At 60.8% G+C, this 19552-nt stretch carries 23 protein-coding genes and 2 pseudogenes; 8 read left to right on the plus strand and 17 right to left on the minus strand.

Annotated features, from left to right (window positions below; genetic code table 11):
- Positions 1 to 294: 294 nt before the first annotated feature.
- The 3 genes from ACFQNJ_RS18945 to ACFQNJ_RS18955 form a co-directional block, all read right to left on the minus strand.
- The gene (locus ACFQNJ_RS18945) at positions 295 to 1257 is read right to left on the minus strand and encodes a hypothetical protein (RefSeq protein ID WP_382260280.1); all 963 of its coding nucleotides are present in this window, start codon (positions 1255 to 1257) and stop codon (positions 295 to 297) included.
- A gap of 118 nt (positions 1258 to 1375) precedes the next feature.
- The gene (locus tag ACFQNJ_RS18950; protein WP_382260282.1) at positions 1376 to 3427 is read right to left on the minus strand and encodes a ParB/RepB/Spo0J family partition protein; all 2052 of its coding nucleotides are present in this window, start codon (positions 3425 to 3427) and stop codon (positions 1376 to 1378) included.
- A 78-nt stretch (positions 3428 to 3505) separates the two neighbouring features.
- Positions 3506 to 4330, minus strand: a complete 825-nt coding sequence (locus ACFQNJ_RS18955) for a DUF932 domain-containing protein (RefSeq protein ID WP_382260284.1) — start codon at positions 4328 to 4330, stop codon at positions 3506 to 3508.
- 528 nt (positions 4331 to 4858) lie between these two features.
- On the opposite strand from ACFQNJ_RS18955, the gene ACFQNJ_RS18960 reads away from it, so the two are divergent.
- Positions 4859 to 5527, plus strand: coding sequence for a DUF6988 family protein (locus tag ACFQNJ_RS18960; RefSeq protein ID WP_382260286.1), 669 nt, complete (start codon positions 4859 to 4861; stop codon positions 5525 to 5527).
- Positions 5528 to 5557: 30 nt separating this feature from the next.
- On the opposite strand, the gene ACFQNJ_RS18965 is transcribed toward ACFQNJ_RS18960, so the two are convergent.
- Positions 5558 to 5908, minus strand: coding sequence for a DUF2958 domain-containing protein (locus tag ACFQNJ_RS18965; RefSeq protein WP_013721783.1), 351 nt, complete (start codon positions 5906 to 5908; stop codon positions 5558 to 5560).
- 281 nt (positions 5909 to 6189) lie between these two features.
- On the minus strand, positions 6190 to 6696 hold the full coding sequence (gene radC / locus ACFQNJ_RS18970) for a RadC family protein (RefSeq protein WP_013721784.1): 507 nt from the start codon (positions 6694 to 6696) through the stop codon (positions 6190 to 6192).
- Positions 6697 to 7108: 412 nt separating this feature from the next.
- On the opposite strand from radC, the gene ACFQNJ_RS18975 reads away from it, so the two are divergent.
- The gene (locus tag ACFQNJ_RS18975) at positions 7109 to 7345 is read left to right on the plus strand and encodes a hypothetical protein (protein ID WP_382260289.1); all 237 of its coding nucleotides are present in this window, start codon (positions 7109 to 7111) and stop codon (positions 7343 to 7345) included.
- A 45-nt stretch (positions 7346 to 7390) separates the two neighbouring features.
- Here the strand turns inward: ACFQNJ_RS18975 and istB are convergent, their stop codons facing one another.
- Entirely contained in the window at positions 7391 to 8233 is an 843-nt protein-coding gene (gene istB / locus ACFQNJ_RS18980) for an IS21-like element ISAav1 family helper ATPase IstB (protein WP_016495557.1), read from the minus strand.
- Positions 8223 to 9755: an IS21-like element ISAav1 family transposase gene (gene istA / locus ACFQNJ_RS18985; protein ID WP_016495558.1), complete on the minus strand. Its 1533-nt coding sequence runs from the start codon at positions 9753 to 9755 to the stop codon at positions 8223 to 8225. Before istA ends, istB begins: the two co-directional genes overlap by 11 nt.
- A gap of 290 nt (positions 9756 to 10045) precedes the next feature.
- Between istA and ACFQNJ_RS18990 the strand changes: the two genes are divergently transcribed.
- Genes ACFQNJ_RS18990 through ACFQNJ_RS19000 form a run of 3 tightly spaced genes read left to right on the plus strand, consistent with a single transcriptional unit; the run spans position 10046 to position 11910 of the window.
- A complete protein-coding gene (locus ACFQNJ_RS18990) occupies positions 10046 to 10792 on the plus strand; it encodes a toll/interleukin-1 receptor domain-containing protein (protein ID WP_382260302.1) in 747 nt (248 codons plus the stop codon).
- Between the two features lie 3 nt (positions 10793 to 10795).
- The gene (locus ACFQNJ_RS18995) at positions 10796 to 11383 is read left to right on the plus strand and encodes an SLOG domain-containing protein (protein WP_013721786.1); all 588 of its coding nucleotides are present in this window, start codon (positions 10796 to 10798) and stop codon (positions 11381 to 11383) included.
- A 41-nt stretch (positions 11384 to 11424) separates the two neighbouring features.
- On the plus strand, positions 11425 to 11910 hold the full coding sequence (locus ACFQNJ_RS19000; RefSeq protein WP_011805825.1) for a TIR domain-containing protein: 486 nt from the start codon (positions 11425 to 11427) through the stop codon (positions 11908 to 11910).
- 16 nt (positions 11911 to 11926) lie between these two features.
- On the opposite strand, the gene ACFQNJ_RS19005 is transcribed toward ACFQNJ_RS19000, so the two are convergent.
- From ACFQNJ_RS19005 to ACFQNJ_RS19030, 6 genes are all read right to left on the minus strand, one after another.
- Positions 11927 to 12589 (minus strand): uracil-DNA glycosylase, encoded by a 663-nt coding sequence (locus ACFQNJ_RS19005; RefSeq protein WP_011805824.1) that lies wholly within the window; start codon positions 12587 to 12589, stop codon positions 11927 to 11929.
- Positions 12586 to 13722: a nucleoside triphosphate pyrophosphohydrolase family protein gene (locus ACFQNJ_RS19010; protein WP_011805823.1), complete on the minus strand. Its 1137-nt coding sequence runs from the start codon at positions 13720 to 13722 to the stop codon at positions 12586 to 12588. The genes ACFQNJ_RS19005 and ACFQNJ_RS19010 overlap by 4 nt, the downstream gene beginning before the upstream one ends.
- 3 nt (positions 13723 to 13725) lie before the next feature.
- Positions 13726 to 14352, minus strand: coding sequence for an Nmad2 family putative nucleotide modification protein (locus ACFQNJ_RS19015; RefSeq protein ID WP_382260293.1), 627 nt, complete (start codon positions 14350 to 14352; stop codon positions 13726 to 13728).
- A complete protein-coding gene (locus ACFQNJ_RS19020; protein WP_013721787.1) occupies positions 14352 to 14819 on the minus strand; it encodes a TIR domain-containing protein in 468 nt (155 codons plus the stop codon). The genes ACFQNJ_RS19015 and ACFQNJ_RS19020 overlap by 1 nt, the downstream gene beginning before the upstream one ends.
- Before the next feature lie 88 nt (positions 14820 to 14907).
- Positions 14908 to 15210 (minus strand): helix-turn-helix domain-containing protein, encoded by a 303-nt coding sequence (locus tag ACFQNJ_RS19025; RefSeq protein ID WP_011805820.1) that lies wholly within the window; start codon positions 15208 to 15210, stop codon positions 14908 to 14910.
- Positions 15194 to 15577: a type II toxin-antitoxin system RelE/ParE family toxin gene (locus tag ACFQNJ_RS19030; protein ID WP_382260296.1), complete on the minus strand. Its 384-nt coding sequence runs from the start codon at positions 15575 to 15577 to the stop codon at positions 15194 to 15196. The genes ACFQNJ_RS19025 and ACFQNJ_RS19030 overlap by 17 nt, the downstream gene beginning before the upstream one ends.
- A gap of 62 nt (positions 15578 to 15639) precedes the next feature.
- On the opposite strand from ACFQNJ_RS19030, the pseudogene ACFQNJ_RS19035 reads away from it, so the two are divergent.
- Both ACFQNJ_RS19035 and ACFQNJ_RS19040 read left to right on the plus strand, forming a co-directional pair.
- Positions 15640 to 15756, plus strand: a pseudogene (locus ACFQNJ_RS19035) (IS607 family transposase); the annotation flags it as partial.
- On the plus strand, positions 15750 to 16157 hold the full coding sequence (locus tag ACFQNJ_RS19040; protein ID WP_382260298.1) for an RNA-guided endonuclease InsQ/TnpB family protein: 408 nt from the start codon (positions 15750 to 15752) through the stop codon (positions 16155 to 16157). The pseudogene ACFQNJ_RS19035 and the gene ACFQNJ_RS19040, both read left to right, overlap by 7 nt.
- A gap of 427 nt (positions 16158 to 16584) precedes the next feature.
- Here ACFQNJ_RS19040 and ACFQNJ_RS19045 read toward each other — a convergent pair whose 3' ends face one another.
- The 4 genes from ACFQNJ_RS19045 to ACFQNJ_RS19060 form a co-directional block, all read right to left on the minus strand.
- Entirely contained in the window at positions 16585 to 16941 is a 357-nt protein-coding gene (locus ACFQNJ_RS19045) for a cupin domain-containing protein (protein WP_012435589.1), read from the minus strand.
- Between the two features lie 133 nt (positions 16942 to 17074).
- On the minus strand, positions 17075 to 17635 hold the full coding sequence (locus ACFQNJ_RS19050; RefSeq protein ID WP_011514928.1) for a chlorite dismutase family protein: 561 nt from the start codon (positions 17633 to 17635) through the stop codon (positions 17075 to 17077).
- 406 nt (positions 17636 to 18041) lie between these two features.
- Positions 18042 to 18326: a type II toxin-antitoxin system RelE/ParE family toxin gene (locus ACFQNJ_RS19055; RefSeq protein ID WP_011342942.1), complete on the minus strand. Its 285-nt coding sequence runs from the start codon at positions 18324 to 18326 to the stop codon at positions 18042 to 18044.
- On the minus strand, positions 18323 to 18601 hold the full coding sequence (locus ACFQNJ_RS19060; RefSeq protein ID WP_011342941.1) for a hypothetical protein: 279 nt from the start codon (positions 18599 to 18601) through the stop codon (positions 18323 to 18325). Before ACFQNJ_RS19060 ends, ACFQNJ_RS19055 begins: the two co-directional genes overlap by 4 nt.
- Before the next feature lie 254 nt (positions 18602 to 18855).
- On the opposite strand from ACFQNJ_RS19060, the pseudogene ACFQNJ_RS19065 reads away from it, so the two are divergent.
- Positions 18856 to 19552 (plus strand): annotated as a pseudogene (locus tag ACFQNJ_RS19065) (Mu transposase C-terminal domain-containing protein); the annotation flags it as partial.

The following is a 19552-nucleotide window of genomic DNA, read 5'->3' on the forward strand; positions in this document are numbered from 1 at the left end:
AGGAACTCGCGCTTGCGCGTGCGCTTGGTCTTGCGCTCGTATCCGCTCTCGCCCAGGCTCATTTGCTTCATGTCGGCAATGTCTCACATCACGCGGGTGGCGGCAGGGTTATGCAGACCTTCCCTAGAGGCAAGCGAAGCGCGCAGCGCCGCAGGCGCGAAGGCGTGAGGGATTGAAGCCGAATGGCCGTGACGGCAAGGACGGCAAGGACGGCACGGGGCGTAGCCCGAAAGCCCGGCGGCGCATCGCGCCGACACGCCCGGGGTTGTCGCTGGATCTGCTCCGCCTTGGCTGTCAGTCAGTTTCAGGCTCTTGCGCCAACTTGATCGCGTGAATGCGCGCCTCGATGGCGTCGTCCTGCGCACGTATCGAATCGAGACGTTCCAGCAGGAAATCCTCTCGGACAACCTCCATCACTGTCGTCTTCCGATCTTCACCGTCGTGCCAGTTGAACTCCAGTCTGGCCAGCGGCACTTCCTGCAATTGCACTGTTCCGTCCGCTGTCACCTTTGCGGTCAGAAGCTGGCCGCTCACGACCACGATGGGATGCCAGAAGAACAAGCGCCAATACCGCCCCGTTTCCTCAGCCACCCACTCGCCGAATGCACTCACCTCGTCTTCCGTGTACTGGCTCGCCTTGAGCAGCGACGAGCGCATGCCGTCCGACCGACATGCCGTGAATTCATCACCGCCATCCAGCTTGTCCAGCACGCAAATTTCCGAGAACAGGTTGTGCCAATCTGCGGCCCTCTCCTCGTAGGGATGAATTTGGTTCAAGAAGGGACAAGGAGCCGGGCTTGTACCGAACTTGATGTAGCTCTCGAAGTCTGCGTTTGGCGTCGAAGGCCGCTCTGTCAGGAGAACTATAGGATGAACGTTGTTGACAGTCTGGATCACGAACGTCGTCTTGACGCAAACACCCCGGCGATTCGATCCTCCAGCGGCCTCCGCAGTGAGGTCAATTCCCTGCGCCGCGCCGTGAGGACCTTTGTGCGTGACATTCGGCTCCACGAAGAAATCCGCTTCCGCGAGCATACGCACAACACGGGACTTCATCAGGTATCCCGAGCGTTCGAGGGCTTTGCGAATAACGTCGATGGAGATGGGCCGTTCTGCGGGCATGCCAGGATTGTGCTGCCTTGGATGATTGTTCGCGCAGCGAGCAATCAAGAATGCCTTCAACGTCGCCGCCTGAGCAACCGCGAAGGCGGCGACGTTCTGGTTCGGCTGTTGGCCTTCGACACCGGGCGCGGCCACTGCCGCGCCCGGATTTTTGCATCCACCGCGCCCAGGGCGGAACGGCCTGGGCGCGGTGCTTATCTCCTTCCAAGCGAAGCGCCCCGGTCGATGCGGGGGCGCTCGCTTTCTGCACGGGTCAAGCGGCCAGCGCCTCGGCGGGTTCATCCGCCATTGCCTCGGCATCCTCCGGGGCGTCCTGCTGCGGGCCATCTTCCGGCGTGGCTTGCTGCGGGCCTTCGGCCTTGAAGATCGCGGGCATCCAGCCCGTGCCATCGGCCAGCCGTTCGGCTTCGCTGGCAATGTCGGCCTTCTTCAACTTCGCCAGCCGGGAAACCTGCTCCGGCGCGTACTCGCCCACGGCTTGCAGGATCGCGGCCTTGGAAACGTGCTTGAAGTAGCCTTCTGCGGTCGGCTTCCACCATGCAGCCATGTCGAGGCCCACGGCCTGCGCCAGTTCCGCGCAGGGCTGGTGCGGCGTGGCGCGAGGCGTCACCACGTCCACCGTGGAAGCCACGCACACGGCCAGCAGCCGCACCAGTTCGTCTTGCGGCTTCGCCAGCAGCGCGGCGAATAGTTCGGCGTTGTCCTCCGGCAAGGCTTCACCGGCGACCTGTTGCAGTTCGCGCAGCGCCACGGCGGCGGGCGATTCCGGCCAGTCCGGGGCCATGCCTTCCAGTCGGTCTTGCACTTTCAGGCTCACGCCGAGCGGCAGGTCGTGGCCGTAGTGGCTTTCCTGCAAGACGGTCTGCACCATGCCATGCACCAGCGCGGCCAGCGCGACGTGCGGATGCCGTGCGACTTCGATTTGCAGCGCCGCCGTGCGATGGGCGCTCAACCACTGCGCCAGCCGGTCGGACAGGCTCGCGGCCTTGGGCGCGTCGTCGGCGTCCTCGTGCTCGTCGTTGGCGGCTTCGCCTTCGGTGCTGCCGAAACCGCGCCGCAGCTTTTCCAGCGTGCGCAGCGCCTTCGCCTCGGCTTCGCGCAGCAGGCCGCGATGAATGACGGCTTCGCCGTTGCGGTCGATGGTGACGATGGCACCGGCCACCTCGCGCACATCGGGGGCATAGCCGTGCAAGGCGTCCTCCGCGTCTTGCAGTTCGTCGACCACCTGATCGCGACGCTGTTCCAGCTTCTCGGCCTTGGCCTCGTCCTCGGCGTCGCAAGCTTCTTCCAGTTCGGCGTCGATCTTTTCGAGGCGGGTTTCCAGCGAGGCGATGCGGCGGGCCTCGCGAGTGGTCGGCTCGCGGCGGTGGCGCGGGGCGTTCTGGAACGCCCGCCGTTCCTCGTAGGCCAGATGCGGTACGGCCTCCACCCATGCCCAGCCCTCGGCGCGCACGTCCTCGGCCAGCGTTGCCAGCTTGTCGCGCACCAGCGTTTCCAGCACTGCGGTATCGGTGAGGTAGGTTCCGGCATCGCCTTCCGCGAACAGGTCGCGGCGGATGCCGCCGCCTGCCTGCTGGTAGGCGTCCAGCCCGACGAAGCGCACCAGCGCGTGCGTGGCGTCGATTTCGCGCTCGGTTAGGCGCTCGCGCAGCTTGGACGGGCTGCGCTGCCATTCCGCCGCACCATAGAACGCGGCTTCCTGCGCGGCGTGGTCGTCGGTGATGGTCAAGGCCATCAACTGTTCCAGCGTCACGCCACCGGCCCGGTAATCGGCCATCAGGCGTGGCGAGACGTTCGCAAGCTTCAAGCGCCGCTGCACCACCAGCGGGGACACGCCGAAGTCGGCGGCAATGTCCTCGATGGGCCGGCCTTCCTTGACCAGCGCGGCGAAGGCCGCGAACTGGTCTGCGGGGTGCATGTTCTCGCGCTGCACGTTCTCCGCGAGGCTGACGGTACGGGCGGAGGCATCGGCCACCAGCAGGCACGGCACTTCGTAGTCGGCGGGGATGCGCTTCTTCTTCGCCAGCAGCTTCAAGGCGGTCAGACGGCGGTCGCCTGCCACCACCTCGTAAGCCTCGCCATCGGCGGAAAGGATGACGATCAGGTTTTGCAGCAGGCCGATGCGGGCAATGCTCGCGGCCAGTTCGGGGATGGACTGGCGCGGGGTCGTTCGGACGTTGCGCTTGGAGCGGCGCGGCAACAGTTGCGACAACGGAACCAAGATCAGGTTCTTGGCCGGGTCGGCCACTTCCAGCGGTGAGGCGGCTTCGATGGCGACGGCTTCGGTTTTGAGTACGGCGTTCATGGTGATTTCTCCTAGCGGTTGGGATGCAGCAGCGAGAGAAGCGGCAAGGGCTGCTGCCTGCCCCTGCCGCGTGGGGATTCAGGCTTTCAACTGGCGCAGGCCATCGGCCAGCAGCCACAGGGCGCGGTTCAGGCGCACGCTTTGGTCGATGCCCTGCACGGGCCGGGTGGTCTGGCGGCGGCCATTCGCGGCGCGGGCGGACAGGCCGCCTTTGGTCAAGTTCTCCTGCGTGCGGTTGAACACGCTCCACAGGTCGCGGCGGTCGTCGTCATGGCGGCGCGGCATCAGGATTTGCGATTCCGTGATGGGCGCGGGCTTGTCCTCGTCGTACTTCAACGCCAGCGCAGCGCGGGCGAACACTTCCGATTCCCCGGCGTCCAGCGTGATGGCGCGCATGGCATCGCGCGATTCCTGCGCCCGGTCGAAGCCGTGCAGGACTTCGTAAGCGCCTTCGATGACGTGGGCAGCTACGTCGCCCTTGTGCGGCACGCGCACGTCGGCCACGGTGTCGCCGCAGACAAGGCCATTGCTGCAAACGAAGCGGAACATCCCGGCCAGCATCTGATAGCTGCTGGTGCCGTCATGGGAGTTCAGCAGGATGATTTCGTTGGCCTCGCGGCCGTTGATCTGGCTGGCGTGGCGCAGCCGGATAATGTGCTTGGTGTAGTCGCGGCGGTCGTCGTGGCGCACGCGGGTCTGCGTCACCATGAAGGGCTCGAAACCTTCGCCGCGCAGTTCTTGCAGTACGGTGGCGGTGGGGATGTAGCTGTATCGCTGCGAGCGGCTTTCGTGCGGCGCTTCCGCGAAGATGGACGGGGCCACGGCCCGGATTTGGTCATCCGACAAGGGACGTTCCGAACGCAGCACCGGGGAACGGGAAGCGAAGCGGGATGCGAGTTGCATGGCATTTCTCCTGACAAAGAAAAAAGGGTTTGCTGTTCACACCGCACACCGGATTCCTAGATTCGGAGCCCAGCCTTTCGGCTGTTCGGTGCGGTCGGCACGAAGAACCCGGTTGACCTCGTTGCCACCGTCTTTCCTGAGTTCATCGCCCGCGACGGTCAGGAGCGCGCGGACGGGGGCCGTCAAGGAAACAAGCGCAGGGTGGGTGCGGCCCGCAGGCGCAGCCGAGGACACGGCCCTGCGCGCCTTGACGGCACACGGCCGCGGGCTACAGTCGCGGACAAGGTGATGAAGTCAGGGGAGACGGCTGGACATGGCCACGGCCCCTCAATACGCCGACCGCACGGCAAGCGAAGCGCGCAGGCCCGGATCTAGGAATCCGGGCCGGAGGCGTCAGCCGAGCGGAGCGAGGGAACGATGGAAGCCCGAAGGGGGCGAGACTCGCGTAGCGAGGCTCGATGCGCAGCACGACAGCGCGACCGGCCATGTTTCTTGGCCGGGGACGCACGACTGTCCTACGATCCCTCTATGGAGGAAACCATCATCAACAACGACGATCGTTTGGAGCACATGCTCCACCGCTCCAATGCCTTGCACGAACGTCTGGATGAACTACTGGGCGACGCCGATTTCGATGGATCGCCCCGTGGCGAGTCAGCTCTTGGCATGTGCCTGGTCGCTATGGAGCATGCAACAGCGATGCGAGCATTGATGGCGCTGCGACTACCCTCGTCCGCCGTCGGCCTCATGCGCCTGCAGTTCGAGGCCCTGACGCGGGCAATGTGGCTGCTCTACGCAGCCAGCGACGCAGCGATCGACAAGCTGCTGGCGCCACTGACGCTGCAGAACGAACAGGCGGCCAAGAACTTGCCTGGCGCCAGCGAAATGATTGAGCAGATCGGCAAGCGAGTCGGACAAGGCGCGCCGGCGGCTGCGCACCAAATGCTTTCGCATTTCAAGGATGTGACCTGGCACGGCATGAACTCGTTCGTGCATGGCGGCATTCATCCACTGCGGCGCAGTGCCGACGGCTTCCCGGTCGATCTTGCGCTACAGGTACTGCGCAGCTCGAACGGTCTGACGACCATGACCGGCATGACGATGGCAGTCCTCACCGGCGACGAGGCCGTGGCCAAGCCCGTGAGTAAGATCCAGCCGGCATTCGCCGACTGCCTGCCGGATCTCCTGAAACCTTGAACGAGGCATCTTGCGACGCCCCGCGCGAAATCATTCGATGATCCGCCCGGCCAGCCGCGCATCGCGCGCATAGGCACTCAGGCGCTTCTCGGCACGGAAGTGCAGATCGCGTTCGACCGGCAACCCGAGCCGCCCGCGCACGGCCGCCAGCTCCTGCAGGCTGACCCAGCCGATTTCCGGCATCCCCAGGCCCAAATCGCACAGCCCAAAGGCGTGGTCGTGGTCATCGGGATCAATCTCGGTCAGCAGCCAGGTCGCGCCGGCGTCCGGCGTGAACAGCTTGACCACGGGGGCCGGATCGAAGTCCGGGTTCTCCAAGGATTCGCGGCCGTTGGCCAGCAACACGATGCGCTGCTCGTCGGTGATGAGTGCGTTGTTCATGGTGAACTCCTGAAAGGAAGCCGGGCGGAATTGCCCGACCCTTCCGGGGCACGGCGCAGCGCAAGCAGTCAGGGGTCAACGACGGCCGCCAGGACGCAAGCGCCATCGGCGCGCAGCCCTTGACGGCGAGAACGCCGTGGCACGATGAAGGGAACAGCAAGACCGCCTCCCTCGCACCTCCACGCACCCGGGTTTTCGGCAAGTGCGCAGCACGCGCAGGCCCGCGAGGGCCGGAGTCGCGCCGCCGGGCGCAGCAAAAAGGGGGCCGAAGCCCCCAATGGTCAAAGCAGGCCGCGTTCGGCGAATGACGTGGTGCGAGTCCCCGCAACGATGACGTGATCCAGCGTGCGAATGTCCACCAGCGCCAGCGCCTGCCGAAGCTGCGAGGTCATCGCCTTGTCGGCCGCGCTCGGCTCGGAGTTTCCGCTCGGATGGTTGTGCGAAACGATGACCGCCGCCGCATTGAGCCGCAGCGCCTGCTTCACCACCTCGCGCGGATGCACCTCGGCGGCGTCGATCGTGCCGCGGAACATCTCCACGTAGTCGATCAGCCGATGGCGCGTGTCGAGGAACAACACCGCGAAGACTTCGTGCTCGAAGCCGGCCAGCTTGGCGCGCAGGTAGTCCTTCACCGCCTCCGGCGAAGTGAACGCCTCGCCGCGCTGCATCTTCTGTTCGATGACCTGGCGCGCGGCTTCCAGAATCTGGTCGGCGTCCGCCAGCCGATAGCGCCCACGGCCATCGCGCACCATCAGCGGGGTGTCGAGAGTGAGGGTCAGTTGCGACATGATCGTGCTCCGGTTGCTCGGGCGGAATTGCCCGGAACCGGTGCCAGCACGGCGCAGCGCAAGCAGTCAGGGGTCGCAGACGGCCGCCAGGACGCAAGCGCGCATGGCGCGCGCCGCCCTTGACGGCGAGAACGCCGTGGTACGGTGAAGGGAAACAGCAAGACCGCCCCATGCCATACACGAACCCTGGCAAGCGGAGCGCGCAGGCCCAGCAGGGCCGGAGGCGTCAGCCGAGCGGCGCGAGGGAACGATGGAAGCCCGCAGGGGCGAGACTCGCGCAGCGGGGCTTGATGCGTAGCACGACAGCGCGGCCCGACCGGGGACGCCCGAAATCGGCTATCTTTGAAGGAGATTCCCGCATTGGGTTTCGTAAGGTCAGATAGGCGAGAACACTGAAATCACAAGGAAGAGCATGGCCGCCCTCTATCAACTTGCAGTGCTTGGTTCGCCAACCGACGCCCAGATTTCTGAGCTTGAAGAAATCGTCGGAACTGCCGTAGGCATGTTCAACTTGCGACTAGGACATGAAGTTGGATGGGAGGTGCGCCCGGAAGCGTTTAACCCCGACCAACAGCGCTCATCCGCTGCAGTATTTTTCGGGGGCGACAATCCACCTCTCGCCAACGTGGCGAAGTTGCTGGAGTGTTGAATCACGAGCAAAACTGAGCCAGGCGTCACGTCCAAAACTGAGCCACTAAGTTGACGAAGAAATGGACTGTTCGGATGTGGATAAGTCTACTGCGTGATCTGTCTGGGGTGCTCCTTTGGCCGTTTTGGTTCGTGTGGCTCTGATGATCGAAGACGGTTGTGCAGTCGAGTGCCTGAAGCGCCAGCTCTGGTTGCCGGTTTCGACGATGTGGCAGTGATGGGTGAGTCGGTCGAGTAGCGCGGTGGTCATCTTGGCGTCGCCGAACACGCTGGCCCACTCCGAGAACGACAGGTTGGTGGTGACGACCACGCTGGTGCGCTCGTACAGCTTGGACAGCAGGTGGAACAGCAAGGCCCCACCGGCTTGACTGAAGGGCAAATAGCCCATCTCGTCGAGGATGACGAGATCCACGTACATGAGCCGATGTGCCAGTTGCCCGGCCTTACCTTGAGCTTTCTCGGCCTCCAGCAGATTGACCAGCTCGACGGTCGAGAAGAAGCGCACCCGCTTACCATGTGCACGGATGGCATGAACGCCCAGGCTTGTGGCAAGGTGTGTTTTGCCCGTGCCAGGGCCGCCCACGAAGACCACGTTGTGGGCTGAGTCGATGAACTTGAACTCGTGCAGCTGACGCACCAGCGCCTCGTCCACCTGCGCCTGATCAAAGGCAAAGCCAGCCAGGTCGCGGTGGTGCGGGAATCGGGCCGCCCGCATCTGGTAGGCCATGGAGCGCACTTCCCGATGTGCACCCTCGGCCTTGATGAGCTGATGCAGCAGGGCTTCGTGGTCGAGCGATTTGAGCCGGGCGATGCCCAGCAGTTCCGGCCAGGCACTGGCCATGCCGTGCAGGCTCAAGCCCTTGAGGCTTGCTGCGATGTCATTGGACATGGTCATCCTCCTGGGACTGGCGCAGGCTGTCGTAGCGCGACACGTCGGCCTGAGGCGGCTCGTGCAGCGTCAGTGAAGGCAAGGCTGCTTCAGGCAGGCTTTGCACGGCTTGGGGCTCCTTGAGCCTGGCCAGCACGTTGAGCACATGGTCTGCGCTCACGCGGCCCGATTGCAGCGCCAACTCCACGGCCACCAGCACGTCATCGAGCCCGTGCAGGGTGATGGCCATGAGCACCTGGGCCATCACCCGGTCGCCGCCAGGGTGGCGAAGCAGGTGCGCTTGCAGATGCTGCAAGGGCTCGGGCATGGTCTTGAAGGGGGCGCCGTTGCGCAAAGCGCCGGGCTTGCGTTCGAGCAAGCTGACGTAGTGCCGCCAGTCGTACAAGGTCTGGCCACGCTCGAAGCTGCGCGGCAGGCTCACCGGCTGTTCTGGCGATTCCGAGTTGGCACCGACCACCACCAGGCGATCGGGATAAGCCCGCACGCTGACACTGGTGTGGGCCCACTCGCATGGCACGCTGTAGCGATTGCGCTGGTAGTGGATCAGCGAGGTGGCTGTGACCCTGGCCATCTGCTCGACATAGCCATCAAATGGCGCAGGGTTGGGCATCAGGTGCGTCTGCTCTTGCTGCCAGACGTCGGCGATCGTCAGCTCTGGCCACTCGGGGTGAGGCAGCTCATGCCAGGCGTCCAGGCAAGCCTGGTGCAGCCACGCATTGAGGCTCTCCAGGTCGGGCCAGCGGCGTTCCGCTGCCTCCATCCAGATGCCACGACGGCGATCCTGCACGTTCTTCTCGACGATACCCTTCTCCCAGCCAGCGGCGCGGTTGCAGAACTCTGGCTCGAACAGGTAGTGACCCGTCATGGCCTCGAAGCGCGCATTGACGGTGCGGCTCTTGCCCTGACCAACCTTGTCGACGGCGGTCTTCATGTTGTCGTAGATGCCCCGGCGCGGCACGCCACCAAAAGCCGCAAAGGCTCGGGCATGGGCGTCGAACAACATCTCGTGGGCCTGGCTGAAATAGGCGGTGAGCATGAAGGCCCGACTGGCCGCCAGCTTGGTGTGCGAAGCCTCCAGGCGTTTGCGCAGGCCGCCCACGAACAGGTACTCGCAGCTCCAGTCGAACTGGAAGGCCTCGCCCATCTCGAAACTCATGGGTACGAAGGCCATTCGGGTTGGCGCGTCGGACTGTGCCTGCTGCCAGCGCTTGGCGAACTCATAGACCGGGCCTCGGCTGCCAGGGTAGCCCACGGCCTGCAGTGCCCGGAACATGGCCTTGATGCCACGGCGCTCGCGCTTGTTGCGGTGGCTGTCGGCCTTTAGCCAGGTGGCCAGCTGTTCCTTGTAGGGATCGAGAACGCTGGGAAGAGAGGCCCGCTTGGGGTAGCGGGGCTCGACCATCTCGTCGGCCTCGAGCCACTTGGCGGCTGTATTGCGGGAGATGCCCAGCCTTCGGCTGGCTTCGCGCACGCTCAGGTGGTCACGGTGGACCATGCGGCGCAATTTGCTCAATGTGCTCACGTTGATCACTCCTGCCCCCCACTGCTGCAAAAAACAGCAGGGTAGGTGGATAACGTGGCTCAAAATTGGGCGTGACGGATGCCCTTTAGTGGCTCAGTTTTGCTCGTGATTCAACATTGCTGGAGCGAGGCATCCCGCTACTGCCGATAGCATCCGACGTCAATCGAGTTAACGCAGAGATTCCTGAATTACTGCGACCTCTCAACTGCTTAGCCTATGCCGCCAACGGGTCACAGCGTGTCGCGACCGCTTTACTTGAGTGTGCGGGGTTGCTACCTCGCCAGCGTCGAGTGTTCGTAAGTTACCGCCGGGGCGAAGCCCGTGAGGCAGCCTTGCAGCTCTTTGACGCCTTATCTGCTCGGCTATTCGATGTGTTTCTCGATACGCATGGGATTCCACCTGCGGAAGATTTTCAGACGATGCTATGGCATCGCCTTTGCGATTCCGACGTTCTTGTGATGCTTGACACGCCAGGCTACTTTGAAAGCCGCTGGACAAGCGCAGAGTTCGGACGCGCTCTGGCGAAAGGCATCAGCGTCTTACGGGTTGGCTGGCCAGACTGCACGCCATCTGCGCGAACAGCCACCGCCAGTCGCGCAGAATTGTTGCCCGACGAAGTGGATGCGGCCACAGGACGCCTCGCGGACAGCGCTGTGGAGCGAATCTGTCTACAGCTCGAAGAAGTTCGCAGCCAAAGCCATGCGGTCCGTTCCGTCAATCTAGTGAGCAATTTGCGCAACGCTATTCAAACGATTGGCGGTCAACTTGTCGGCGTTGGACCGAACAAGGCGGTCTATATCCGACTGCCGGATGGCCGGAATGTCGTCGTCTACCCAACAGTTGGTGTCCCCACGTCGACCACGTTGCATGACGCATCCACCAATTCGCCAGATCAATCGGTTGCCGTCGTTTACGATCATGTTGGCTTGCATCCCCGGTGGCTGGGGCATTTGGACTGGCTGGGCCAGCATATCCACTCTGCGCGGTGGGTCAAAGCCAGCGAGGCTGGATGGCAATTTGCGGACTGGGAGGCCTGAATCGTGAGCGCAATCTTCCTTTCAGCCAGTGTCCCACTTGTCGGCCGCGGCTCGTATCACGAGACCGCCAATCCATTCCTCATCCAATGCGCTGTGAGGGAACTGGTCATGGCCGTCATTCGTCAGCACAAGATCGTGTGGGGAGGCCATCCCGCTATCACGCCTATGATCTGGAGCATTTGTGAGGATTTGGGTGTCGATTATTCTGGGGCCGTGGTTCTGTATCAGAGCACGTTCTTCAAGGATCGTTACCCGGAAGAAAACGACCGTTTTCACAATGTAGTATTCACCAATGCAGTTGCCGGTGACAGAGAGGCGAGCCTGCTGCTAATGCGGGAAGAAATGCTGTCGCGCGATGATCTCGTTGCCGCTGTTTTCATCGGCGGCATGGAAGGAGTGGAAGCCGAGCATGAACTCTTCAGGCAATTCCACCCCGCCGCCAAAGTTCTGCCCGTACCGTCGCCAGGCGGGGCGGCCTTGAACTTGGCCAAAGATCAAGGTTATTTCGCCGATGCGGATCTTGGTGATGTGGACTTCGCGCAACTCTTTCACACGCACCTCGCATTGAACATTCAAGGTGCAGCGAGTTGAGTCTCCTCTGCAGATTTACATGATCCAACAAAGGACTCGCCATGCCACGGAAAATCTTCTATAGCTTCCACTATCAACGCGACAGTTGGCGCGCCTCCAAGATACGGAATATTGGTGTTGTTGAGGGCAACCAACCAGCAAGCGATAACAAATGGGAAGAAGTGAAGCGAGGCGGCGAGGCCGCAATCAAGCGCTGGATCGACGATCAGCTGCAAGGACGGACATGCACAATTGTTCTGGTCGGAGCCGAAACGGCGAATCGCCCCTGGATTCGATATGAGATTGAGCAGTCATGGAACAGTGGCAAGGGACTCTTGGGGATACGAGTCCATAAGCTGCTGGACCACAACCAGCAACCATCAGTTGCCGGGGCCAATCCATTTGACTCATTTACCTTGAACGACGGTAGAAAGCTATCCACCGTCGTCCGCATGTACGATCCACCAGGGGCCACGAGCAGTGCGGCCTATAACCACATCAGTGACAACCTGTCGGGCTGGATTGAAGCGGCGATCGCTGCGCGCTAAGAAGCCAAGCCTCTCGTCAAAACAACGACCCAGTGCTCATGGGGCGCCCATAGAGCTCCGAGATTTGCCTCTGGAACTGGGTCTGTCCTCCATAGCTAGGATGCCTCACGCAAATCACGGGTACGGAATCCGTGATGCGATGGGCCGCAGCGGCGGCATCGTTGCCGATGGCGACGATGCGAGAGGGACGTAGCAAGACAATGAGCTGTTGGAGCAGTTCTTCGCCGGCTCGCCTCTCACGCGCGTTGTGCTGCCGGTTGGTGAACGGATCTCCTGATTCGTGCGGATGCAGAGGGAAAACGTTCCAGAGGAAGATGCGGGCATCAATATGTTCCAGCATGCCCCATATGACCGCGGCGGTTCGTTCGGCCACAGCACTGCCTATCGTCGGCCGTTCGGCGACCTGGTCGAGATTCCAACGCCTAGCGTGCTGGCTTATGTGAAGGTCGTCGGTCAGGGCTAACCCAGTGCGGCGTCCTCCGCGATATCCGAGGTCTCGTCCAATCCATATCGCGTCTACGGGTTCCTCGGTTGCACGACGCAACATGGCGGACAGTGCAGCAGCACGGCGACGTGGTGCATCGCGTCGATCATGAACTTCACAACGATCCGAATACGGATTGAAGCAGTCTTCGAACTGCAGAGAAGCAACTGCATCAACGAACGGGTGGATCTTCATTTTTCAGACTCAAGTGGCATGTATTTGATGGTGCGTTGTTCTCGGTTTCCAATGATCCAGCCGCCTTGATTTTCCTTGAGCTGGCGAAAGACAGCATAGCCATCCAGGATTGCCTTTTCCCAGAGCTTTAGCGGACATTTCTCCACTTCGTAACCACTCACGAACTCACCAATGGTCTTGAGAACCCCAAGTGAGACCTTTTCCTGATTCTCGAAGAAATTCAGCTCCTTGGCTCTGGAGAAAATCCACGCTGAAAGCCCTTCTTCCACGACGATGGCCCGACCACTGTCCTGCTCTTCATCGTATTTCGGATTGCTCTTTCGCTTGTGCTTGATCAATGCCCGCATCACAGGTGACCAGTGCAGGATTGCTGCATAAGCAAAGTGGAAGACATCATGGAACCGGTAGCCATCGCGATCGGCAATGTTGTCCGTCAGAGGGTCTCCAATGAATACGCCCTTCCATTGGAGGTAACTCTTGCCACTGCCTCGCTGATTGACCCGGATTTTGAAATCCCTGGGTAGCTGTTCCTCAATTCCAAACTCACTGTCGAAATCAAGGCCAGCCAGGTCTTCTGCCTGCGGCTCCAAGAACGCGCCGCGAGCTTTCCGGAGATTTCCGCGAGCCACCTCAGAGAACGCAAGTTCGGCCGCATGAATTGCATCCAGGTAAGCCCGTGCGAAAGCAATCAAGTCTGCGCGTGCAGGCGTACTTCCAAGTAGCGCTGCCGCTGACTGCCCCAAACGCACCAAGGTGGCATCCAACGAAGCAGTCGCGGCGACAGGCACAGCGATATAGGCTAACGCACCTTCGGTGATGTCACTTGCAGCGCCCACATTCTTGAAGTTTCCGTGGTTCGCAGCTTCCGAGAATATCTCTTCGAGAGGAATCTGCAGGCGCCTGCAGATTGCAGCCAAATACCAGAGGGTGTCGCCAAACTCTTCTTCTGCCGCCTTCTTGAAACCCGGGTAAGCCGTTCTCTCTCGAACACTTTTCTTGGCCGTAGCCATTATTCCGCCGACTTCTCCGTATAGACCTTGGAGGACAGGATTGAAGTCATTCGGGTTGAGTACGTCTGTGGCTGCAATCTCCGCAGCGTAATCCGAGAGCAAGAGGGAGCCTTCCTTTTTCATCGGTCACCTGCGAAGAGTCAGCCATTCGGATGGAGCGCCCTGATAACCGCTCACGTCAAAGCTACGAATCCATTTCTCAAGGTTCGCAATCAGTTGCGCATCGTCAAAGGTGGTTAGACCTATTCCCGTTTTGCATAAGGGCCGATCTTGCTGGTCTTTCAGTTCCTCGGGAAATTCCGGACCCTCGCCCCCGAAGTACACAAAATCATTACTGATCAGGACCCTGTTGACGCCCGTATCACGGGCAACATGGTCCGGGTTGAGCGTGCCATTGGGGCGGGAATGAAATGAGTCTCGCTGCTGCCAAGCGGCTCCAGGCGCGGCCCTGAAGTAGATGTTGTCCCCGCAACTTTGCTTCCGACTCCCATTGCGGTACGGCATCTTGTATTCAAACCGTGGATCTGCGCCATATTCGTCGAATGTCATCGCCTCGGTAACGCGCATCGCGTACACGAGACGCCCGCCACGTCGGACAGTTCTATCATTGCTGCCACTGCCGACCACCCAATCACCGATGTCAGCGGATCGGCGGATATTGGGTTTGCAGGTCGCAAGCGTGCAGTAGCCATAGAAAGGGTTGGGCGCGAAACCACTGTCGTATCGCACCACATAGGAGTGAATGCGAGCCATCAGCAGGGATGCCGCTTGAGTGGAACCGGGTCGCAGGCACCACCGTCTGGCTTTTCCCACGAGTCCTTCCCGTTGATCGCGTCAATGATCGCATCGCCGTTCCACCCAACCAAGGCGTCGGCATATTCTTTCAGGGCCTCTGGAAGGTCGCATTCCTTCTCGCCATGCTCCCAAACACCGACAATGCGCTTGCCCTGTTTGGCCGCATATTCGATTTCCCAGTTCACCCAATCGCTATTCTTGGTCTGGGGCGAAACGTAGCAAATGAAAACTCCAGCCCAGTTGATGGCAGGGGCAAGGATCTGCGTCTTTATGTAGTGCTCATCGGTGGCATTGTTGAACTTCCCTGTATGGATGGAGGAATCCCTGACCTCGATCCCTTTTGGAGCTAACAGATCCTTCAGCTTCTGGAGTCCGTGATCGTCCTTATGGACATGGCTGATGAACACGTTCCTTTTCTCTGCCACCTGTCACCTCCATTGTTCTTACATGGTTTGAAGATCGTAACTGTGTTTTCGGCCGCTGTGGCAGGAAATGCTGACCCGTTTGCCTTGATCAAATAATTGCCTGCAAACCCTTGTCGGCGATGACGTTGAGCAGCTTGAGGGCCGGCCCGGTGGGATGGGTTTCGCCTTGCTCCCACTTTCGCACGGTCGACGCGGTGGTGTGCAGGTGAAGTGCGAACACCGGCTGGCTGAACTTCAACCGTTCGCGCAGGTGTTTGATGTCGGCAGCACTGAACTCCCGCACCGGCGGCGGGCAGATCGCGTCGAACTCGCGCATCGTCACCTTGCCGATCGCTCCCGCTTCGTGGAGCGCAGCCAGGTCGCCACGCAGGGATTCAATGATCTTGCTCACAATGCACCTCCAATAACACGCCCGAGTGCAACGCCTTCGACAAAGCCTCGGCGGACAGTTCCAGGAACACCTTGCCGGCGAATTGCAGCGCCTTCTTCTCGTCCTGCGTGATATTCGCCTTGTCGCTCTTGGGGAACCCATGCAGGAATACGTAGCGGCTGCCGATCCGGGCCGACAGCAGCGTGCGGTAGCCGCCGCTCTTGCCGCCGCCGGATCGGGCAACCCGCTTCTTGTAGAGGAAGCCGCCCAAGTCCGCGTCAATCAGACCGCTTTCCATCTCTTGAACCGCCTTGCACAAGGCAGCATCAGGCAGCTTTTCGCCCGCCTGCCACCGTGCAAAGCCCTTCCGCTTGAGGACGTGGGTCATCTTGACCTCCAAACTATACCCGTAACGGGCATACTTTTCCAGTCCCCAGTGCGATGCACGGGAAGGATGTGTTGGAGATCATCACGGTGTTTAGCGCCCGCCTGTACGGTAGCCGTTCGCGCAAGAACCAGAAGCTGCTCGATGGTGTGCGGGCCGCCGTGGAGAATGCGGCATGTTGATCGCCCACCGCATCGCGCTCGACCCGAACAATGCCCAGGCGACGTATTTGGCCCGCGCGTCGGGCACGGCGCGCTTTGCCTACAACTGGGCACTGGCCGAGTGGAAACGTCAGTACGAGGCGTGGAAGGCCGACAACAGCCTGCCGAAACCATCGCAAGCGGCGCTGCGCCGCCAGTTGAACGCGGTCAAGCGTGAGCAATTCCCGTGGATGCTGGAGGTCACGAAAAACGCGCCGCAGATGGCGATCATCCAGTTGGGCCAAGCGTTCCAGAATTTCTTCGCGGGTCGCGCCCGTTATCCGCAGTTCCGCAAAAAGGGCGTGCATGACCGGTTCACGCTCACCAATGACCAGTTCGATATCGACGGTTCGCGCATTCGCATCCCCAACCTGGGGTTCTAAGCCGGAACCGCCGAAAATTCCGTCAGCCGATCAACGTGGCTTGTCCCGCGCCCGGTCGATGGGGTAGACCCAACAGTCGTGTCACTAGCCGCCATTTCGATCACGGCAATGCCAGCCGGACGTCACGTCCAGATTGTTCCGGTCTGGATGAGGCCGACTGACGTCTCGGATGACGGGTGGCATACAACTGCTGTGAGTCCTGCAGGGGGGCAGCTGCCTGACCGGACGGCGAGCATCAGCCCATCTCATGTATTAGTCATGTCAGCTTTGACACTGCGCACGCGACGGCACCCGACCCGTTGCAGACCCCCAGACATATGGAAAGCTGACGCTCAACGTGGAGTTAGCCGGCGCGGCGCGGCTTCATCGCGCAGCGTCCGTGTTGATGGATGGGTTAGAACTCTCTGGGGCACACATTTGAGAAAGACTATTTTTCAGCCAACGCAAAACCCGCGTTGCCAGATGCAACCACTGAGACAAATACAAACGGCACTGGACTAGTATTTAGAGCGCCATGCACTTGGCCAGGTTTTGCTATGGCAATATCTCCAGCCTTTAGATGAGCGACTTTGCCGCCTCCTTGGTAATACTCAGCCTCTCCAGAGATAACCGTCCAAGTATCTTGGCCGTCCGGGTGAACATGAGCGGTTATTTCTTGCCCAGGATGGGCATGCCAAACAACAACTGCTGAGTCCTTGGTTTCCAGAACCACTGAACGAATTGGTTCGCCGTCAGACGGACGAATATATTCTGTTACCGAAAATATTCTTGATTCCATTTCCATATCCACTCCAAAAATCAATTTGGCTTGAGAAGTTATTACAGAACAACTGTATCCGAGAGTTCTACGTTGCCGATAACCGGCCCGAAACGGCGGCGCAACGCGCCGCTGTTGGGGGTCCGTGTTCATCGGCGGGTTAGACCTGTGCTTGCGTAAGACGAATATCGACTTCTCGGTCGACGTATTTCCATTCCTCTGACGCACGCAGTTCGGAAAGCAGCCTGTTGAACTCAACCTCATGAATTGGCGCGTATTCGAACCAATTCAGAAAATCGAACGGTTCATTCTCTGAGAGGTCGCGGCAGTGGTGGAGCTTGCGCGCTACTGCAGGCAAATACTGAAGCCCGATTTGGACGTGCTTCGACTGTTCGAAAACGCTCCGGCGTTCGTCTTGCGTGAGCTCCCACCAAGCTGCGTTCTTCCGGATCGGTATTAGCGCACCGCACGTTGCTTCTGGGCGCGCCAGACCTTGCTGCTTCGCTACAATTTCATTCTTCTCTGCGCGCATGACATATCGTTCATTGCTGGTTATTCCACGAAGTATCCAGGGTGCATTGGTTTCAGACTGCAACTCTGAAGCGGATACGACGTTGAGCCTTTTGGCTTCAGGCAGGGGCTCGCCAACTCTCGTTTCGGCCCTGACAATCCGCCAAGGGCCAATGTCTGCGCCGACGAAAGCAAATAATCGTGTATCCATTTCAATCTTTCATGTGTGAATGTTTTAACTCTTGCAGCTTCGAAGAACCTATCTGCCGATCCCGTGCTTGTGCATCATCGCCTCCGCGCAACTGCGACGACCGCCCGCAGCAATCACATTGAACTTTCGAATCGAAACTGCTGAAGCGAACCTACGCGGACGTACGGCCGCAGTCTGTGCGCTGCCGGACGGAGCGCTGCCAATTTGCGCCTACTGGCAGGCTGTGAGTGCGCGGATGGGCCAGCGACCTCCCTTCATAGAGGGAGCGAAGCAGGTCAGAGACACTATTGAACGTCCGCTACCGGGAAGATGCTTGACCGTCCGCAACTGGCCGCCTGCCGCCGACCGCGGTCTGGCTCGAAAGCAGTCTGTCAACGCGCCGTTTCATTGTTGCCATGATCATATCTTAATCGCGCACAGGCGGCCACAGGCGGGCAGTATGAACCAGCGTCAGTATCCACACCGTTTCGCCGTCGATCTGATACACCAGGCGATAGCTTTCGTGCGGGATCAACTCGCGGGTCCCGGGAATCTTTCCCGGCTTGCCCAGCATGGGGTGCTGGATCAAGCGGGCGGCCGCGTCGCTGAAAATCTCATCCATCCGGGCCGCCGCGCGCGGATTGTCGGCTGCGATGTAGTCCCACACATCGGCACGGTCTTGCTGCGCTTCGGGCGTCCAAACAACCCTCACGCCTGGCTCGCCACACTGGCACGCCGTGCGGCGAATTCGGCCTCAACTTCATCGTTCGACCGCCCCAATCCAGCGCGCATCGAAGCCCGGCCGGCTTCGACCTTGCGGCGCAGGAACTCGTCGTACTCGCGCGACTCGCGCTGGCGCTGAACGAACTCGCGCATCAGCTCGCGCAGCACTTGCGACGCCGGGCGATGGGCCGCCTCGGCTTCGGCCATAAACTCGGCGCGCAACTCAGGCTCCAGCTTCATCGTGAAAACGGCTTGTTTTGACATGATCGGGGCCTCCTGCCACTTGATACTAACAAAGTATATACGCCGTCATTACTAAGCGCTATTCACAGAACGCTGCAAGGCGGGCGTGCGCTAGGCCAAGGCCTGTCGGAAAACATTTGTTTTTCGACAGGCCTTCAACGGTCCTCTGCTGTCATTTTCAGAAGACGACTGCACCAATCAACGAGACATGAAGCCTGCTGTGCATACGGCTCCTGACAGCCCGATATCAGGACTCCTCTGCACGAAACTCGTCTATGCTCAATACTCGTGTGCACCAAAGCGAGGCGAGCATGGCGACCGATACCGTACCGATTGCCGAGCGCGGCGTAGCCACCCTGTCAGAACAGGCATGGGAGCGTGCTCGCTGCCGCGCGGAGATCATTGGGCCGTTGGCGCAGTCGGAGACGGTCGGGCATGAAGCGGCCGACGCAGCAGCCCAGGCGCTGGGTCTGTCCCGGCGGCAGGTCTACGTCCTGATCCGCCGTGCCCGGCAAGGTTCGGGGCTGGTCACTGATTTGGCTCTTGGACAGTCGAGCGGTGGCAAAGGTAAAGGCCGCTTGCCGGAGTCGGTCGAACGAATCATCCGCGAGCTACTGCAAAAGCGCTTCCTGACCAAGCAGAAGCGCAGCTTGGCGGCGTTCCACCGTGAAGTTGCGCGGGTGTGCAAGCTGCAAAAGCTGCGGATGCCGGCGCGCAACACGGTCGCGTTGCGGATCGCCAGCCTTGATCCACTCAAGACCACTCGACTTCGGGAAGGCCAGGATGCGTCCCGCATCCTGCAAGGTGTTGGCGGTGTTCCTCCGCCAGTCTCCGCACCGCTGGAGCAGGTGCAGATCGACCACACGGTCATCGACCTGATCGTGGTGGACGAGCGCGACCGGCAACCGATTGGCCGTCCGTACCTCACCATTGCCATCGACGTGTTCACCCGCTGCGTGGTCGGCATGGTGG

Origin of the sequence: Hydrogenophaga bisanensis (assembly GCF_042665135.1) — a bacterium.
GTDB lineage: Bacteria > Pseudomonadota > Gammaproteobacteria > Burkholderiales > Burkholderiaceae_C > Hydrogenophaga > Hydrogenophaga bisanensis.

What these genes read in the sequence shown, in the direction of transcription:
- ACFQNJ_RS19050 (WP_011514928.1), bottom strand. Translation starts at nt 17,635, where the DNA reads ATGGATACACGATTATTTGCTTTCGTCGGCGCAGACATTGGCCCTTGG.
- ACFQNJ_RS18950 (WP_382260282.1), bottom strand. Translation starts at nt 3,427, where the DNA reads ATGAACGCCGTACTCAAAACCGAAGCCGTCGCCATCGAAGCCGCCTCA.
- istB (WP_016495557.1), bottom strand. Translation starts at nt 8,233, where the DNA reads ATGTCCAATGACATCGCAGCAAGCCTCAAGGGCTTGAGCCTGCACGGC.
- ACFQNJ_RS19005 (WP_011805824.1), bottom strand. Translation starts at nt 12,589, where the DNA reads ATGAAGATCCACCCGTTCGTTGATGCAGTTGCTTCTCTGCAGTTCGAA.
- ACFQNJ_RS19030 (WP_382260296.1), bottom strand. Translation starts at nt 15,577, where the DNA reads ATGACCCACGTCCTCAAGCGGAAGGGCTTTGCACGGTGGCAGGCGGGC.
- ACFQNJ_RS18960 (WP_382260286.1), top strand. Translation starts at nt 4,859, where the DNA reads ATGGAGGAAACCATCATCAACAACGACGATCGTTTGGAGCACATGCTC.
- radC (WP_013721784.1), bottom strand. Translation starts at nt 6,696, where the DNA reads ATGTCGCAACTGACCCTCACTCTCGACACCCCGCTGATGGTGCGCGAT.
- ACFQNJ_RS19040 (WP_382260298.1), top strand. Translation starts at nt 15,750, where the DNA reads ATGTTGATCGCCCACCGCATCGCGCTCGACCCGAACAATGCCCAGGCG.
- ACFQNJ_RS18975 (WP_382260289.1), top strand. Translation starts at nt 7,109, where the DNA reads ATGGCCGCCCTCTATCAACTTGCAGTGCTTGGTTCGCCAACCGACGCC.
- ACFQNJ_RS19060 (WP_011342941.1), bottom strand. Translation starts at nt 18,601, where the DNA reads ATGTCAAAACAAGCCGTTTTCACGATGAAGCTGGAGCCTGAGTTGCGC.
- ACFQNJ_RS19015 (WP_382260293.1), bottom strand. Translation starts at nt 14,352, where the DNA reads ATGGCTCGCATTCACTCCTATGTGGTGCGATACGACAGTGGTTTCGCG.
- ACFQNJ_RS19045 (WP_012435589.1), bottom strand. Translation starts at nt 16,941, where the DNA reads ATGGAAATGGAATCAAGAATATTTTCGGTAACAGAATATATTCGTCCG.
- ACFQNJ_RS19010 (WP_011805823.1), bottom strand. Translation starts at nt 13,722, where the DNA reads ATGAAAAAGGAAGGCTCCCTCTTGCTCTCGGATTACGCTGCGGAGATT.
- ACFQNJ_RS18965 (WP_013721783.1), bottom strand. Translation starts at nt 5,908, where the DNA reads ATGAACAACGCACTCATCACCGACGAGCAGCGCATCGTGTTGCTGGCC.
- ACFQNJ_RS18955 (WP_382260284.1), bottom strand. Translation starts at nt 4,330, where the DNA reads ATGCAACTCGCATCCCGCTTCGCTTCCCGTTCCCCGGTGCTGCGTTCG.
- ACFQNJ_RS19000 (WP_011805825.1), top strand. Translation starts at nt 11,425, where the DNA reads ATGCCACGGAAAATCTTCTATAGCTTCCACTATCAACGCGACAGTTGG.